The following is a 15948-nucleotide window of genomic DNA, read 5'->3' on the forward strand; positions in this document are numbered from 1 at the left end:
GCCGGGGCGGGGGAACGCGGAACCCCCGGGCGGGGTGCCGCCGCAGGGGGTTCGCGCGATCAGGCGGTGCGGGGCCCGGTGGGGCCGCCCGTCACTTCCAGGTGAGGCCCTTCTGGGCCGGCTTGTTCAGGTTGTTGTACGGGTCGCCCCAGTACTCGGCGCCGGTGACCTTGGTGCCGGTCGGCGCGAGCGCGATGGCGCAGGAGGCCTGGCTCTTGCCGTTGGTGAAGCCGGACGGCAGCGACTCGCTCGGGCACTTCTCGAACTTGCCGACGATCAGCAGGGTGTCGGCCTCGGCGCCGCCGTCGAGCAGACCCTTCATGTGGCCCACGGAGGCGAAGGACAGGTCCGTCGTGCCGGTGTTCTTGGCCGTGTAGTGGATGTAGAAGGGGGTCTTGCCCTTCACCTTGTCGGCGACGTTCAGGGACGCCAGGTCGGCCGGGTTGCCCGCCTCGATGCTGGTGACCGTGAGGGCGAGCTGGCCGCTCTTGTTGCCGGAGGTGAACGGGACGGTCGCCGCCTGGCCGATCTTGAAGGACTGGCCGGACGTGGCCACCGCGCCGCCGCCGGCGGCGGGGGCGCCGGAGGCGCCGTCGTAGCCGCCCGCGGCCGGGGAGCTCGGGGCTCCGGCCGGCGGGGTGGCGTAGCCGCCGGGCTGAGACGCCTGGGCGGACGGGGAGGCCGGAGCCGCGGGGACCTCTTCGTTGCCGTCCTTGCAGCCCGTCAGGACCAGGGTTCCGGCCACGGCGAGGCCGGCCGCGGCCAGGGTGGTCTTGCGCATGCTGTTGGAGCTCACTCTTCTTTTCCCCCATGACTGTGCACCGCCCATGCGGTGCCTGTGATCACCTTTGATAAGCCATGGATAAGCGCCAGGGCCAGCCGAGGGAGCGGCTGGCAGCGGTTTCGTGACATGGCCAGGACATACGTGTCCGAGTCGAGACGTGAGCGAGTTCAAGCCGTATCCCCGGGCGCGACAGCTAGGGCCTGTGTGATGTCGTGATCAGTTGCTGGGTTCTGCCCTCTTCGTGGAGCGGAACCCGGTAGGACTGTGGCCGTGACGCGTAGGCAACTGACCGATGCCCAGTGGAAGTTCATCGAGCCGTACCTGCCGATCGGCAGGTACGGACCGTACCCCGAGCGACTGCGGGAACAGTTCGAAGGGGTGATCTGGCGGTTCCGGTCCAGTGCCCAGTGGCGGGAGATGCCCGCTGAGTTCGGGCCCTGGGCCACCGTCTACGGGCGCTTCCGCGTCTGGCGGGACGCCGGCGTCTTCTCCGCCCTGCTGGAAGGCCTGATCGCCGCAGCGGCCCGCACCGGGAGAACGGACTTGTCGCTGGTCAGCGTGGACTCCACCACGGTCCGCGCCCACCACGACGCCGCCGGGATGCGTATCGGCGAGGACCTCATGGAGGCCCTGGAAGAGGCTGCGCGCGAGCAGGAGGAGGCCCGGAAAAAAGGGGCGGACCGGAGGAACAGAACGGACAGGCCGAGCGCCGGCGCGTCCGGCTCAGACGCAAGCTCCGCATGAAGGAAGCCCTGCTCGGCAGGTCCCGCGGTGGACTGACGACCAAGATTCATCTCGCCGCGGACCGGCAATGCCGTCCGCTCGCGTTCGTCCTGACCGTCGGACAGGCCGCCGACAGCCCTCAGTTCATCCCTGTGCTGGGCAAGGTGCGGGTCCGGCTGCCCGTCGGCCGCCCCCGCACCAGACCCGGCGCGGTCGCCGCGGACAAGGCCTACTCATCCCGCGGCAACCGCACCTACCTGCGCAAACGCAACATCAAGGCAGTCATCCCGGAGAAGAAGGACCAGGCCGCCAACCGGAAGAAGAAGGGCGCAAGGGGCGGCCGGCCCGTCAGCCACGACGCCGGCCTCTACAAAGAGCGGAACACCGTCGAACGCCTGATCAACAAGCTGAAGGCCTGGCGAGGCATCGCCACCCGCTACGACAAGGCGCCCCAGAGCTACCTCGCCGGCCTCCACCTCCGCGCCACAATGATCTGGATCGACGACCTCCTGAAGACCGCCGACTGATCACAACATCACACAGGCCCTAGTTGCGCAGCCGCAGCCCCCTCGGGGTGGCGTGGAAGCCGGCCGACTCCAGGGCCTGGCCGAGGGGGGAGGTGAGGGCCGCCGCGGCGTTGATCCGCTCCACCGTCAGGTCCGGCAGGGTGCCCACGCGGGAGGCCGCCACCAGGGCCGCCGTCGCCGCCGCGAGGCGCGCGTCACCCGGATCCGCCCAGGCCAGCAGGGTCTTGCCGCCGCGCTCCAGGTAGAGGATGAGCTCGCCGTCGACCAGAACCACCAGGGAGCCCGCCTTGCGGCCCGGCTTGTGGGTGGCGTCGGCCGGGGGCTCCGGCCAGGGCAGGGCCGCCCCGTACGCGTTCGCGGGATCGGCGGCGGCCAGGACCACCGCTGCCAGCGGGGGCGGGTTCTTCTCGGCGGCGCGCAGCCGGTCCACCGCGCCGTCCATCGCGAACTGGGCCGCGCCCAGCCCCTCCACCACATAACCCCGGCGGGCCTGCCCGCTGTCCTCGAACGCCGACAGGATCCGGTACACCGCGCTGAACCCGCCCTCGACGCCCTCCGCCGCCACCGCCCCGCGCGTGACCACCCCGTGCCGGTCGAGCAGGGTGCGGGCCAGCGCGTGCGCCCGCTGCGTCGGCTCCGGGGCGGGCGCGGGCAGCAGCGACCAGCGGCCCGACACCGTCGGCGGGCCCGTACGCGAGACGGTCGCGCTCAGGCTCCCGTACCGGCCGCGCGGGACCGTGCGGCGGGCCCGGTGGGCGGTGGCGCCCGCCGTACGGCCCGAGCCCAGCAGGGAGCGCAGCGGGGCCAGGGTGTCGTTGGTCAGCCGGCCCGACCAGGCCAGGTCCCACAGGACGGAGGACAGCGCCAGATCCGTGGCCTCGGGATGGCGGGCCCGCACGGATTCCGTGAGCTGACGGAAGAACAGGCCGTACCCGCCCGACAGGGCCTCCAGCACCGCCTGGTGCAGCGGGCCCAGCTCCAGCGGGTGCGGCTGCGGCAGCAGCAGCGGAGCCGCGTCCGCCAGGTACAGGGAGATCCAGCCGTCCTTGCCCGGCAGAGCCCCGGCGCCCGCCCACACCACCTCGCCGGTGGTGGTCAGTTCGTCCAGCAGACCCGGCGCGTACCCCGCGACCCGCGAGGGCAGGATCAGCCGCTCCAGCGCCGACGCCGGGACCGGGGCGCCCTGCAGCTGCTCCACCGCGCGCGCCAGCCCGTCGATCCCGCGCAGCCCGCCGCCCAGGTGCTGCCACTGGGGCAGGAAGGTGGCCAGCGAGGCCGGCGGGACCGGCTCCAGCTCCTGGCGCAGGGCCGCCAGCGAACGGCGCCGCAGCCGGCGCAGCACCGCCGCGTCGCACCACTCCTGGCCGATGCCCGCCGGATGGAACTCGCCCTGCACCACCCGGCCCGCCGCGGCGAGCCGGTGCAGGGCGCCCTCGGTCACCGCCGTGCCCAGCCCGAAGCGGGCGGCGACGGCGGTCGTGGTGAACGGGCCGTGCGTCCGGGCCCAGCGGGCCAGCAGATCGCCCAGCGGATCCTTGACCGGCTCGGTGAACGCCTCCGGGACCCCCACCGGCAGCGCCGTGCCCAGGGCGTCCCGCAGCCGGCCCGCGTCCTCGATCGCCGCCCAGTGCTCCGCGCCGCCGATCCGCACCCGGATCGCCCGCCGGGCACCCTCCAGGGCGGCGGCCCAGCCCGGCTCCGCACCCCGCTGCGCCAACTCGGTGTCCGTCAACGGGCCCAGCAGCCGCAGCAGATCGGCCACCGACTCGGCGTCCTTCGCCCGCCGGTCCTCCGTTAGCCACTGCAGCTCCCGCTCCAGCTCCTCCAGCACCTCGGCGTCGAGCAGCTCGCGCAGCTCCGCCTGGCCCAGCAGCTCCGCCAGCAGCCGCGAGTCCAGCGACAGCGCCGCCGCCCGCCGCTCGGCCAGCGGTGAGTCGCCCTCGTAGAGGAACTGGGCCACGTACCCGAACAGCAGGGAGCGGGCGAAGGGCGAGGGCTCGGGGGTGGTGACCTCCACCAGGCGGACCCGGCGCGCCTCCACGTCCCCCATCAGCTCGGTCAGGCCCGGCACGTCGAACACGTCCTGGAGGCATTCGCGCACGGCTTCCAGCACGATCGGGAACGAACCGAACTCGGAGGCCACCTGGAGCAGTTGCGAGGCCCGCTGGCGCTGCTGCCACAGCGGGGTCCGCTTGCCGGGGCTGCGGCGCGGCAGCAGCAGGGCGCGCGCCGCGCACTCGCGGAACCGGGAGGCGAACAGGGCCGACCCGCCGACCTGGTCGGTGACGATCTGGGCCACCTCCCCCTGGTCGAAGGCGACGTCGGCCGCGCCCAGCGGGGCCTGCTCGTCGTCGAACTCGAAGGACGGGGGCCGGGCGGGATCGTGGTCGAGGAGGTCCAGGTCCATGGAGAGCAGGTCGGCGTCCGGCAGGCGCAGCACGATGCCGTCGTCCGCATGCATCACCTGGGCGTCCATGCCGTACTTCTCCGCCAGCCGGGCGCCCAGCGCCAGCGCCCACGGCGCATGCACCTGGGCGCCGAAGGGGGAGTGCACCACGACCCGCCAGTCGCCCAGCTCGTCGCGGAACCGCTCCACCACGATGGTCCGGTCGTCCGGCACGTGCCCGCAGGCCTCCCGCTGCTCCGCGAGGTACGCCAGGACGTTGCCCGCGGCCCAGGCGTCCAGCCCCGCCGCCAGCAGCCGCAGCCGCGCGTCCTCCTCCGAGAGCCCGCCCAGCTCGCGCAGGAACGCGCCGACCGCACGCCCCAGTTCGAGCGGGCGGCCCAGCTGGTCGCCCTTCCAGAACGGCAGCCGCCCCGGCACCCCGGGGGCCGGGGTCACCAGGACCCGGTCGCGGGTGATGTCCTCGATCCGCCACGAGGTCGTGCCCAGGGTGAACACGTCGCCCACGCGGGACTCGTAGACCATCTCCTCGTCGAGCTCGCCGACCCGGCCGCCGCCCTTCTTCGGGTCGGCGCCCGCCAGGAAGACCCCGAACAGCCCGCGGTCGGGGATGGTCCCGCCGGAGGTCACCGCCAGCCGCTGCGCGCCCGGCCGGCCGGTGACCGTCCCCGCGACCCGGTCCCACACCACCCGGGGTCTGAGCTCGGCGAACGCGTCCGAGGGGTAGCGGCCCGCCAGCATGTCCAGCACCGAGGTGAACGCCGACTCCGGCAGCGCCGCGAACGGCGCCGCCCGCCGGACCAGCGCCAGCAGGTCGTCCAGCTGCCAGGTGTCCATCGCGGTCATCGCGACCAGCTGCTGGGCGAGGACGTCCAGCGGATTGGACGGCACCCGCAGGGACTCGATCGCCCCCGAGCGCATCCGCTCCGTCACCACCGCCGCCTGCACCAGGTCCCCCCGGTACTTGGGGAAGACCACCCCCGTGGAGACCGCGCCCACCTGGTGCCCCGCCCGGCCCACGCGCTGGAGCCCGGAGGCCACCGACGGCGGCGACTCCACCTGCACCACCAGGTCCACGGCGCCCATGTCGATGCCCAGCTCCAGGCTGGAGGTCGCGACCACGGCGGGCAGCCGGCCCGCCTTGAGGTCCTCCTCGACCAGGGCACGCTGCTCCTTGGACACCGAGCCGTGGTGCGCGCGGGCCAGCAGGGGCGGGGCGCCCTGCGCGGCCCCCGACTGGGCCATGATCTCGGCAGGTGGCGGCGCACCCTCGCCGAGCAGCTCGCCGGTGGCGCGCTCGTAGGCGATCTCGTTGAGCCGGTTGCACAAGCGCTCCGCGAGACGGCGGGAGTTGGCGAACACGATCGTCGACCGGTGGGCCTGCACCAGATCCGCGATCCGCTCCTCCACATGCGGCCAGATCGACGGTCTGTCCCCGCCCTCCCGGCCCTCCGTGGCCGGAGAGCCCCCGAGTTCGCCCATGTCCTCCACCGGCACGACCACCGACAGGTCGAACTCCTTGGCCGACGGCGGCTGCACGATCTCCACCCGGCCGCGCGGCGCGAGGAAGCGGGCCACCTCCTCCACCGGCCGGACCGTCGCCGACAGCCCGATCCGCCGGGCCGGGCGCGGCAGCAGCTCGTCCAGCCGCTCCAGCGACAGCGCCAGGTGGGCGCCGCGCTTGGTCCCCGCCACCGCGTGCACCTCGTCCAGGATCACCGTCTCGACCCCGGACAGGGCCTCGCGCGCCGCCGAGGTCAGCATCAGGAACAGCGACTCCGGCGTGGTGATCAGGATGTCCGGCGGGCGCGACGACAGCGCCCGGCGCTCCGCGGCCGGGGTGTCCCCGGAGCGGATCCCCACCCGCACGTCCGGTTCGGGCAGGCCCAGGCGGGCCGACTCCTGCCGGATCCCCGTCAGCGGGCTGCGCAGATTGCGCTCCACGTCCACCGCGAGCGCCTTCAGCGGCGACACGTACAGCACCCGGCAGCGCTTCTTCGGCTCGGCCGGCGGCGGCTGCGAGGCCAGCCGGTCCAGGGCGGCGAGGAAGGCGGCCAGGGTCTTGCCGGAGCCGGTGGGCGCCACCACCAGCACGTCCGAGCCCTCCCCGATGGCCCGCCAGGCGCCCTCCTGCGCGGAAGTGGGCGTACGGAAGGCCCCCGTGAACCACGAGCGGGTCGCGGGGGAGAACGAGTCGAGCGCAGCGCCTGCCATGCCCCCATCGTGCACCCGGCCACTGACAACCGGCCGGACCTGGGCAAACGCACGGTGGCGCGGGAGCGCAGAATGAGGGGATGGGGAAGGAACCCGGGATCGCACCCGGTAAGGACGACGACGGGGCGGCCCGGGAGTGGGCCCGGCACTGGCACCACCCGCAGCTGCCGGGGCTGGACCTGCTGCGCGCCCACTACGTCCGCCACACCTTCCCGCGCCACGCCCACGACGGGTACGTCATCGCGGCCGTCACCGGCGGCATCGAGGAGATCGGCATGCCCGGCGGCACCTTGCGGGCCGGACCGGGGAGCGTGGTGCTGATCAACCCCGAGGTCCCGCACACCGCCCGCGCCGGGGGCCCCGAGGGCTGGGCGTACTCGACGCTCTACCCCTCCCGGGAGCTGATCACCGAGGTGGCCTCCGAGACCGGCACCCCGCGCGGCACCCCCGGCTTCACCACGGAGATGGTCCTTGACGCCCGGGCCGCGAAGCTGATCACCGAGGTGCACCGGGCCGCGGAAGCCGGCAACGCCCTGGCCGCCGACACCCTGCTGCGGGCGGTCGTGGCCCGGATGCTCGGCCGGCACGCCGCGCCGCTGCCGGTCCGTAGGGCCTCCCGCGCGGGCGCCTCCGACGCCGAGCGGGCCCGCGCCCTGCTGGAGGAGCGGATGGCCGAGCCGCCGTCGCTGGAGCAGCTCGCGGCGGAGCTGGGGACCAGCCCGTTCGCCCTGCTGCGGGCCTTCCGGGGGCGGTACGGGATGCCGCCGCACACCTGGCTCACCGATGCGCGGGTACGGCGGGCGCGCAGGCTGCTGGACGCGGGGGGCGCCCCGGCGCAGGTCGCCGTCGCCGTCGGCTTCACCGACCAGCCGCACCTGAACCGCCACTTCACCCGCATCGTCGGCGTCCCGCCGGGCGCCTACCGGCGGGGGCGGGCGGGGTAGCTCCGCGGGTCCGGACACCGCGGCGCGCAGGCCCCCCGCCCCGCCCACCCCGCGCAGCGGCCGGCGGCACGGGCGTGCAAGAAGGTACAAGACCCGGGCCCGCACCCACCCCTACCTTCGCCGGGTGGGAACAGAACAGGTGCTGATACAAGAGGCCCTCGACGGGGCCGGAGGGCGGCCGCGGGCCGCCGTCGTGCGGGACGCCCTCGGCGTCGGGGTGGCCGTCGGGCTGTCCGGGTTCGCGTTCGGGGTGACCGCCGCCGGAGCGGGCGTCAGCGTGCTCCAGGCCTGCGTGCTGAGCCTCCTCGTCTTCACCGGGGCCTCGCAGTTCGCCCTGGTCGGAGCGCTCGCCGCGGGCGGGAACCCGTTCACCGCGGCCGCCGGGGCCTTCTTCCTCGGAACGCGCAACGCTTTCTACGGGCTGCGGCTGTCCCAGCTGCTCGCCCTGCCGAAGGCCGTCCGGCCCCTCGCCGCGCACTGGGTCATCGACGAGACCACCGCCGTGGCCCTGGCCCAGCCCGACCGCAGGTCGGCCCGGCTCGGGTTCACCGTCACCGGCCTCAGCCTGTACCTGCTGTGGAGCCTCACCACCCTGCTCGGCGCGCTCGGCGCCGAGGCCATCGGGGACACCGCCGCCTGGGGGCTGGACGCCGCCGGTCCCGCCGTCTTCCTCGCCCTCCTCGCACCCATGCTCAAGAGCACCACCGAACGGGCCGTCGCCGGACTCGCCCTCGTCCTCGGACTGGGCTTCCTGCCCGTCCTGCCCGCCGGGGTGCCCGTACTGATCGCCGCGCTGGCCGCACCCGCCGTGCTGTGGCTGAAGGGACGCAGCTCGTGAACGTCTGGATCGCCATCGGCCTCACCGTCGCCGGGTGCTACGCCGTCAAGCTCGCCGGACTCCTGGTGCCCGCCGGGGCCCTGGAGCGGCCGGCGGTGCGCAGGCTCTCCGCCCTGCTGCCGGTCGCGCTGCTCGCGGCGCTCACCGCCCAGCAGACCTTCAGCACCGGCCACGACCTCGTGCTCGACGCCCGGGCCGCCGGGCTGGCGGCCGCCGCCGTCGCGCTGCTGCTGCGCGCCCCGTTCCTGGTGGTGGTCGCGGCGGCGGTGGTGGTCACGGCCGGAGTACGGGCCCTCGGGGGCTGAACCCCCGGCCTAGGCCAGGGGCCGCCCGTACGCCCGCAGCGTCAGCAGGGCCTCGATGGTGACGATCGGACGCCGCTCCAGGGTGCTGCCCGGCGCCCAGGCCCGGCGGCGGACCGGCCAGCCGCCGTCGGGCTGCTGCTCCGCCGCGAGGAAGTCCAGCGAGCACCGCATCTCCTCGTCGGTGAACCAGCCCCGGGCCAGCGACTCCGGCCGCCGCGCGTAGTCGTACGGGAACAGCCGCTCGCCCGGTGCGTAGCCGGGGGAGAGCGGGTACTCCTCGCGCCGGGCCGGGTCGAGCACGGCCAGACGCCGCTCGCGCACCAGCCGGCCCAGCCGGTCCGCGGCCGCCGCCGCGCGGGCCCGCTCGGGGACGCCGTCGAGGAAGGCCACCGCGCCCTGGACCTCGTACGGATGCGCGTGGCGCAGGGTCTCGACCCGCTCCCAGCAGAACTCCGTGGCCCGGAACAGCCAGGCGTCCCAGATCCGGTTGCGGTGCAGCACCCCCACGACCGGGCCCGTGGTCACGAGCTCGCCCGGCGGGTCGTCGCCCACCGGGTGCCACGGCGCGGCGGGATGGCCGCGCGGGGCCGGGACGGCCAGCGGGAGCGCGCCTTCCGGGGTGGAGATGCGGGTCAGGTGGCGGCAGAGCCGCTCGATGCGCCGCCCGGCGCACCGGCCGAGGCCGTCGAGGATCCGCAGGGCGTGCGCGGAGTGCAGGGGCTGGCTGAGCGGACCGCGCAGATCGGGGTCCAGGCCGTGGCCGTAGCCGCCGTCCTCGCCCAGGTAGGAGCCGAGGGCGGTGTCGACCGGGTCGGCGCCACCGCCGAGGAAGTGGTACGCGAACCGGTGCTGCTCCAGCACCCGGGCCGTGAGCCAGATGAACTGCTCGGCGCGGGCCAGCGCGGCCGCGGGGGCCGGCGCGGAAGCTTCGTCTCCAGGCATGCGAGCCACCGTAGGGCGCGCACGGCGCCGGAGGGCGGCAACGGTGAGGGTGCACTCTCCGGAGCGGGATACTGGGGGCATGCGGTTGACGATTTTCTGGGAGCGGATGGCGGAGCACTTCGGTGCGGCCTACGCGGACTCCTTCGCGCGGGACCACGTCCTGTCCGAGCTCGGCGGGCGCACGGTCCACCAGGCGCTGGAGGCGGGCTGGGAGACGAAGGACGTGTGGCGCGCGGTGTGTTCGGCGATGGACGTGCCCGCCTCCCTGCGCTGACGCCGGCCGGGGACTCGTTTTCGTGGTGCGCGGCAGGTGGGACAGACTGGTCGGCGTGGCAGTGACAGACGAGACGAGCAGCCGGCCCGAAGATCCGCAGGACCGGCCGGTCCCCGGGGGGCCCGTGGCGGCCGGCCCTGCGGCCCCCGCGGAGCACCCCGCCCCGGCGCAGGCCGCAGGCGGCCCGGACGGCGGGCCCGAGGGCCCGTCGTCGGGTACCGGCCCGGCCCGGGAGGAGGCGCGGATGCCGCGCTGGCTGCCGCGCGCGGTGATCCTCGTACTGGCGCTCGTCGCGTGTTTCCAGCTCGGCAGCTGGGCCTTCCACCAGCTGATCGGGCTGCTCGTCAACGTCCTGATCGCGTTCTTCCTGGCGCTGGCGGTCGAACCCGCCGTGTCCAGGATGGCGGCCCGGGGCATGCGCCGCGGGCTCGCCACCTTCCTGGTGTTCCTGGGCGTGTTCGCCGCGGGCGCCGGGTTCCTCGCGCTGCTCGGCTCGATGCTCGCCGGGCAGATCGTCGACATGGTGGAGGGCTTCCCCCGCTACCTCGACATGGTGATCGACTCGATCAACCGCACCTTCCACACCAAGCTGTCCCGGCTGGAGATCCAGGACAGCCTGGTGCACTCCGACTGGCTCCGGAAGTACGTGCAGAACAGCGCCAGCGGGGTGCTCGACGTGTCCGCCACTGTGCTCGGCGGGCTCTTCAGGCTGCTGACGGTCGGCCTGTTCTCCTTCTACTTCGCCGCCGACGGCCCCAGGCTGCGGCGCGCCCTGTGTTCCGTACTGCCGCCCGCCAAGCAGTCCGAGGTGCTGCGGGCCTGGGAGATCGCCGTCGCGAAGACCGGCGGCTACCTGTACTCGCGCGGGCTGATGGCGCTGGTCTCCGGTGTCGCCCACTACGTGGTCTTCGCGGTCCTCGGGGTGCCGTACGCGCCCGCGCTCGCGGTGTGGGTGGGGCTGGTCTCCCAGTTCATCCCCACCATCGGCACCTATCTGGCGGGCGCGCTGCCGACGCTGATCGCCTTCACCGTCGAACCCTGGTACGCGGTGTACGTGCTGGGGTTCGTCGTGGTCTACCAGCAGTTCGAGAACTACGTCCTCCAGCCGAAGCTGACCGCCAGGACCGTGGACATCCACCCGGCGGTCGCCTTCGGTTCCGTCATCGCGGGGACCGCCCTGCTGGGCGCGGTCGGGGCGCTCATCGCGATCCCGGCCGTGGCCACCCTGCAGGCCTTCCTCGGCGCCTACGTGAAGCGGTACGAGGTGGCGGGGGAGGCCGGCGGCGGTGACGCGGGCGGGGTGGCCGGCGGTCCGGCGGGCGGTCCGGCTGGCGGGGGGCCTACTGCTGCCCGTCCGCGCCGAGTACGGCTGCCAGGGCTTCGGTGACGGCCGACTCGACGGCGGCCTTGTCGAGGCCGAGTCCGCTGAGCGTGCCCTCTCCGTTCTCCAGCTCCAGCAGGGCGAGCAGGATGTGCTCGGTGCCCACGTAGCCGTGGCCCAGGCGCAGGGCCTCGCGGAAGGTGAGTTCCAGGGCCTTCTTGGCGTTGGCGTCGAAGGGGACGAGGGCGGGCATCTCCTCCGACGCCGGGGGCAGGGTGGCGGTCGCGGCGGCCCGGAGGGCCTCCGGCGAGACGCCCTGGGAGCCGAGGACGAGTCCGGCGAGGCCGTCGGGCTCGGCCAGCAGGCCCAGTACCAGGTGCTCGGTGCGGATCTCCGCGTTGTTCGCGGCGCGGGCCTCGTTCTGCGAGGCGACGACGACGCTCCGGGCCCGGGGGGTGAACCGGGCGAAGCCCGCGGCGGGGTCGAGGCCGGACTCGCCCTCCTTGTCGGCCTTGGGGACGAAGCGCTTCTGGGCGGCCTGGCGGGTGACCCCCATGCTGCGGCCGATGTCGGTCCAGGAGGCGCCGGAGCGGCGGGCCTGGTCGACGAAGTGGCCGATGAGGTGGTCCGCCACGTCACCGAGGTGCTCGGCCGCGACGACGGCGCCGCTGAGCTGTTCCAGGGTGTCGGCGTGGGAGTTCTTGATGGCCTCGATCAGGTCGTCGAGGCGGACGGGGTTGGCGAGCCGGACGGGTTCCACGGAAGGGTTCGTCATGAATGCAACCCTAGGTTGACACCTCGGCGGTGTCAACCATGGGTTGTCACTTGGCGGGCGGAGGGGCTGGGGACGTGTCCCCTCCGCCCGCGGCCGTGCGCGTGCCCGTCAGGCGGCCGGCTGGTTCTGGCCCGTCAGCAGGCCGAGCAGCTGGTCCATCTCGTTGCGCCAGATGCGGTGCACGTTCATGCGGGTCGGGGTCGCCTGGCCGGGGAGCTGCATGCGGAACGAGCTCCAGATGGCGTTGCGCTTGACCTCGGTGATGGTGCCGACGGCCTGGTGGGGCGGTATCGCGAAGACGATCTCCTGCGGGCGGTTGCTCATCCGGCTCGCCCGGTGGAGCACCACGGCCTGCTCGGTCACGGTGACGAAGTAGTAGCTGAGGAACGCCTGGCCGACGAGGCCGAGCATGCTCATCAGCCACACGCTCGGGCCGGCGATGGCCTGGATCGTGACGATGGGGCGGTCGGCGGGGTTGGCCTGGGCGAGGGCTTCGGCCACCTGCTGCTGGATCGTGGCCTTCTTGACGGCCATGGGTCCTCCTGAGCGGAATTTCACGGCCCCCGTCGTCGGGGGCACCGCAGAGTACCGGCCATCCGGCGGCGGTTCCGCGCCAGCCCGGGGGCGTGGGCCATGCGCCCCGAATTGGGATCGGGCGCCCGCCTCGCGGGGGCTTGGAATGATTGATTCCGTTTACTGCCGGGGGTGTTCGGCCATCCTCTTTTCCAACTCCCCATGCCCTATTGTGCGTTGACTCCGCTGGACCAAGAATGCAGTGCACATGTCAACCGAAGGATCTTCGGTCGCATTCGTCACCAGAGGGGAACCCCCACATGAACAAGCCTCTCGCCGGCGCCGTGTTGTCCCTGCTCCTGACCGGAGCGGCGGCCACGCCGGCCGTGGCCCAGGCCCCCGCGCCGCAGCGGGCCGCCGCGGTCACCTACGCGGGCACGGTCGCGCTCAGCAACTGCTCCGGCTCCGTGGTCCGCACGCCCGCCTCGCAGCCGGACGACCCGGCGCTGGTCCTGTCCAACGGGCACTGCCTGGAAACCGGCTTCCCGGCGGCCGGCGAGGTCCTCGTCAACCAGGCGTCCAGCCGCAGCTTCTCCCTGCTCAACGCCTCGGGCTCCAAGGTCGCGACCCTGCGCGCCAGCAAGATCGCGTACGGCACGATGACGGACACCGATGTCTCGCTCTACCAGCTGACCAAGACGTACGCGCAGATCCAGAGCCAGTACGGCATCGCGGCCCTCACCCTCAACGACGCGCACCCGGTGCAGGGTTCCTCGATCAAGGTGGTCTCCGGCTACTGGAAGCGCACCTACAGCTGCAGCGTCGACGGGTTCGCGTACCGCCTCAAGGAGGGGGAGTGGACCTGGAAGGACTCGGTCCGCTACACCTCGTCCTGCAACACCATCGGCGGCACGTCCGGCTCGCCGGTGATCGACACGACGACCGGCAAGGTCGTCGCCGTCAATAACACCGGCAACGAGGACGGCCAGCGCTGCACGGACAACAACCCGTGCGAGGTGGACGAGGCCGGGAACGTGACGGTCCGCCAGGGAATCAACTACGCCCAGGAGACCTACGTCCTCGTCCCGTGCATAGGCCCCGGCAACCAGATCGACCTGAACCGCCCCGGCTGCACCCTGCCGAAGCCGTAGGTCCCTCCGGGACCGCCCGCCCCGCGGCCCCGCCGCCCCCGGTCGTCCGGAGGCGGCGGGGCCGCGCGCGTGTCCTCACCCGCGGGCCGGGCTGCGGGCCGGGCCGGTGAAGGTCATCCGGCCGAGCTCGTGCCGCGGCGGCGGCAGCTCCGCGTCAGGGTCGTCATGGGGACAGCTGGGCGCGGCCGGGCGTGACAGCCGCCGAATGTGACGCGCAACACATGCCGGGGCCCTGTGGTCGGTGCCGTCGCCGGTCCCCGGGGAGGCCCTGGCCGCGGGCGGTGGGGGGCGTTCCGCCTTCGGTGTGCAGGGGTTGCGGGGCGCGGCGTGGTCGGCTTGACAGGGAAATCGAACATCCATTCTGATGAGTTATCCACAGCCGAAACGGGCGTGGAAGCGCATTGTCAGTGGCAGGCGTTAGCGTCAATGGCGTGAAGCGATCGACTCAAGCAAACCGGGTGGAACCCATGGCAGGCACCGACCGCGAGAAGGCTCTCGACGCCGCGCTCGCACAGATTGAACGGCAATTCGGCAAGGGTGCGGTCATGCGCCTCGGCGACAAGCCGAACGACCCCATCGAGGTCATCCCCACCGGGTCGACCGCGCTGGACATCGCCCTCGGCGTCGGCGGGCTGCCGCGCGGCCGTGTGGTCGAGATCTACGGGCCGGAGTCCTCCGGTAAGACGACCCTGACGCTGCATGCCGTGGCCAACGCGCAGAAGGCCGGCGGCACCGTCGCCTTCGTGGACGCCGAGCACGCGCTCGACCCCGAGTACGCCCGCGCGCTCGGCGTCGACACCGACAACCTCATCCTGTCCCAGCCGGACACCGGCGAGCAGGCCCTCGAGATCGTCGACATGCTGGTCCGCTCCGGCGCCCTCGACCTGATCGTCATCGACTCCGTCGCGGCCCTCGTGCCGAAGGCGGAGATCGAGGGCGAGATGGGCGACTCGCACGTCGGTCTCCAGGCCCGTCTGATGAGCCAGGCGCTCCGCAAGATCACGGGTGCGCTCAACCAGTCCAAGACCACCGCGATCTTCATCAACCAGCTCCGCGAGAAGATCGGCGTGATGTTCGGCTCCCCGGAGACCACGACCGGTGGCCGCGCGCTGAAGTTCTACGCCTCCGTGCGCATCGACATCCGCCGCATCGAGACCCTCAAGGACGGCACGGAGGCGGTCGGCAACCGCACCCGCTGCAAGGTCGTGAAGAACAAGGTCGCGCCCCCCTTCAAGCAGGCCGAGTTCGACATCCTCTACGGCCAGGGCATCAGCCGCGAGGGCGGCCTGATCGACATGGGCGTGGAGCACGGCTTCATCCGCAAGGCCGGCGCCTGGTACACGTACGAGGGCGACCAGCTCGGCCAGGGCAAGGAGAACGCCCGCAACTTCCTGAAGGACAACCCCGACCTCGCCAACGAGATCGAGCGGAAGATCAAGGAGAAGCTGGGCGTCGGCGTGCGCAAGGACGCCGAGAGCGGCGAGGCGGCCGAGGCCACCGCGCCGGCCGATGCCTCCGTGCCCGCCCCGGCGTCGAAGGCGAAGCCGGCGGCCAAGGCCGCCGTGGCCAAGAGCTGACCGTGCGGGAAGAGCAGGAGCGGGGCGGCAGAGCGAGGGGCGGCCGGGAGGGCCGCCAGGAACTTCCGCCCCAGAGTCCCGAGGAGCAGGCGCGGGCGATCTGTCTGCGCCTGCTCACCGGGATGCCGCGCACCCGGCGGCAGCTCGCGGACGCCCTGGCGAAGCGGGACATCCCCGAGGAGGTCTCCGAGGCGGTCCTGTCCCGGTTCGAGGAAGTGGGCCTCATCGACGACGCCGCCTTCGCCGGGGCCTGGGTCGAGTCCCGGCACCGCGGCCGGGGCCTGGCCCGCCGGGCGCTCGCGCAGGAGCTGCGGACCAAGGGGGTGCACACCACCCTCGTCCAGGAGGCGCTGGAACAGCTGGACTCCGAGCAGGAGGAGCAGACCGCCCGCGAACTCGTGGAGCGCAAGCTCCGCTCGACCCGCGGGCTGGAGCGCGACAAGCGGATCCGCCGCCTGGCCGGGATGCTCGCGCGCAAGGGATACCCGGAGGGCATGGCCCTGAGAGTGGTGCGCCGGGCCCTGGAGGCGGAGGGCGAGGACGCCGACGACCTGGGCTACCCCGGGGACTGACCGCCGGGGGGTGGGGACAGCCCCCGGGCGGGGACGCCGGGGCGCTCCAGTGCCGGGAGCGGGGCCCGCCGACAGAGTTGACCG

12 protein-coding genes and 2 pseudogenes are annotated in these 15948 nt (G+C 73.4%); 9 read left to right on the plus strand and 5 right to left on the minus strand.

Annotated elements, in window-relative coordinates; genetic code table 11:
• Positions 1-91 precede the first annotated feature (91 nt).
• A complete protein-coding gene (locus B4U46_RS26035; protein WP_079430083.1) occupies positions 92-796 on the minus strand; it encodes a hypothetical protein in 705 nt (234 codons plus the stop codon).
• A 258-nt stretch (positions 797-1054) separates the two neighbouring features.
• On the opposite strand from B4U46_RS26035, the pseudogene B4U46_RS26040 reads away from it, so the two are divergent.
• Positions 1055-2034: pseudogene (locus B4U46_RS26040) on the plus strand (IS5 family transposase).
• A 19-nt stretch (positions 2035-2053) separates the two neighbouring features.
• Here B4U46_RS26040 and B4U46_RS26045 read toward each other — a convergent pair.
• Positions 2054-6652, minus strand: coding sequence for an ATP-dependent helicase (locus tag B4U46_RS26045; protein ID WP_079430084.1), 4599 nt, complete (start codon positions 6650-6652; stop codon positions 2054-2056).
• A gap of 80 nt (positions 6653-6732) precedes the next feature.
• Between B4U46_RS26045 and B4U46_RS26050 the strand changes: the two genes are divergently transcribed.
• From B4U46_RS26050 to B4U46_RS26060, 3 genes are all read left to right on the plus strand, one after another.
• Entirely contained in the window at positions 6733-7596 is an 864-nt protein-coding gene (locus B4U46_RS26050) for an AraC family transcriptional regulator (RefSeq protein ID WP_079430085.1), read from the plus strand.
• 124 nt (positions 7597-7720) lie between these two features.
• Positions 7721-8434 carry an AzlC family ABC transporter permease gene (locus tag B4U46_RS26055; protein WP_079430086.1) on the plus strand — a complete coding sequence of 238 codons (714 nt, stop codon included), beginning with the start codon at positions 7721-7723 and terminating at the stop codon, positions 8432-8434.
• Positions 8431-8739, plus strand: a complete 309-nt coding sequence (locus B4U46_RS26060) for an AzlD domain-containing protein (protein WP_079430087.1) — start codon at positions 8431-8433, stop codon at positions 8737-8739. Before B4U46_RS26055 ends, B4U46_RS26060 begins: the two co-directional genes overlap by 4 nt.
• Before the next feature lie 9 nt (positions 8740-8748).
• Here the strand turns inward: B4U46_RS26060 and B4U46_RS26065 are convergent, their stop codons facing one another.
• Positions 8749-9681, minus strand: a complete 933-nt coding sequence (locus B4U46_RS26065) for a hypothetical protein (RefSeq protein ID WP_079430088.1) — start codon at positions 9679-9681, stop codon at positions 8749-8751.
• 79 nt (positions 9682-9760) lie between these two features.
• Between B4U46_RS26065 and B4U46_RS26070 the strand changes: the two genes are divergently transcribed.
• Positions 9761-9955, plus strand: a complete 195-nt coding sequence (locus B4U46_RS26070) for a DUF3046 domain-containing protein (protein WP_079430089.1) — start codon at positions 9761-9763, stop codon at positions 9953-9955.
• Positions 9956-10199: 244 nt separating this feature from the next.
• A complete protein-coding gene (locus B4U46_RS26075; RefSeq protein ID WP_079431985.1) occupies positions 10200-11342 on the plus strand; it encodes an AI-2E family transporter in 1143 nt (380 codons plus the stop codon).
• Here B4U46_RS26075 and B4U46_RS26080 read toward each other — a convergent pair.
• On the minus strand, positions 11296-12051 hold the full coding sequence (locus B4U46_RS26080; protein ID WP_079430090.1) for a Clp protease N-terminal domain-containing protein: 756 nt from the start codon (positions 12049-12051) through the stop codon (positions 11296-11298). The genes B4U46_RS26075 and B4U46_RS26080 overlap by 47 nt on opposite strands.
• A 108-nt stretch (positions 12052-12159) precedes the next feature.
• Positions 12160-12585: a hypothetical protein gene (locus B4U46_RS26085; protein ID WP_079430091.1), complete on the minus strand. Its 426-nt coding sequence runs from the start codon at positions 12583-12585 to the stop codon at positions 12160-12162.
• 299 nt (positions 12586-12884) lie between these two features.
• On the opposite strand from B4U46_RS26085, the gene B4U46_RS26090 reads away from it, so the two are divergent.
• From B4U46_RS26090 to recX, 3 genes and pseudogenes are all read left to right on the plus strand, one after another.
• Positions 12885-13715: a S1 family peptidase gene (locus B4U46_RS26090; protein ID WP_079430092.1), complete on the plus strand. Its 831-nt coding sequence runs from the start codon at positions 12885-12887 to the stop codon at positions 13713-13715.
• A gap of 467 nt (positions 13716-14182) precedes the next feature.
• The gene (gene recA / locus B4U46_RS26095) at positions 14183-15292 is read left to right on the plus strand and encodes a recombinase RecA (protein WP_079430093.1); all 1110 of its coding nucleotides are present in this window, start codon (positions 14183-14185) and stop codon (positions 15290-15292) included.
• Positions 15202-15864, plus strand: a pseudogene (recX, locus tag B4U46_RS26100) (recombination regulator RecX); the annotation flags it as partial. The gene recA and the pseudogene recX, both read left to right, overlap by 91 nt.
• Positions 15865-15948 lie beyond the last annotated feature (84 nt).

The sequence above is a fragment of the Streptomyces katrae genome, from assembly GCF_002028425.1.
Classification (GTDB): domain Bacteria; phylum Actinomycetota; class Actinomycetes; order Streptomycetales; family Streptomycetaceae; genus Streptomyces; species Streptomyces katrae_A.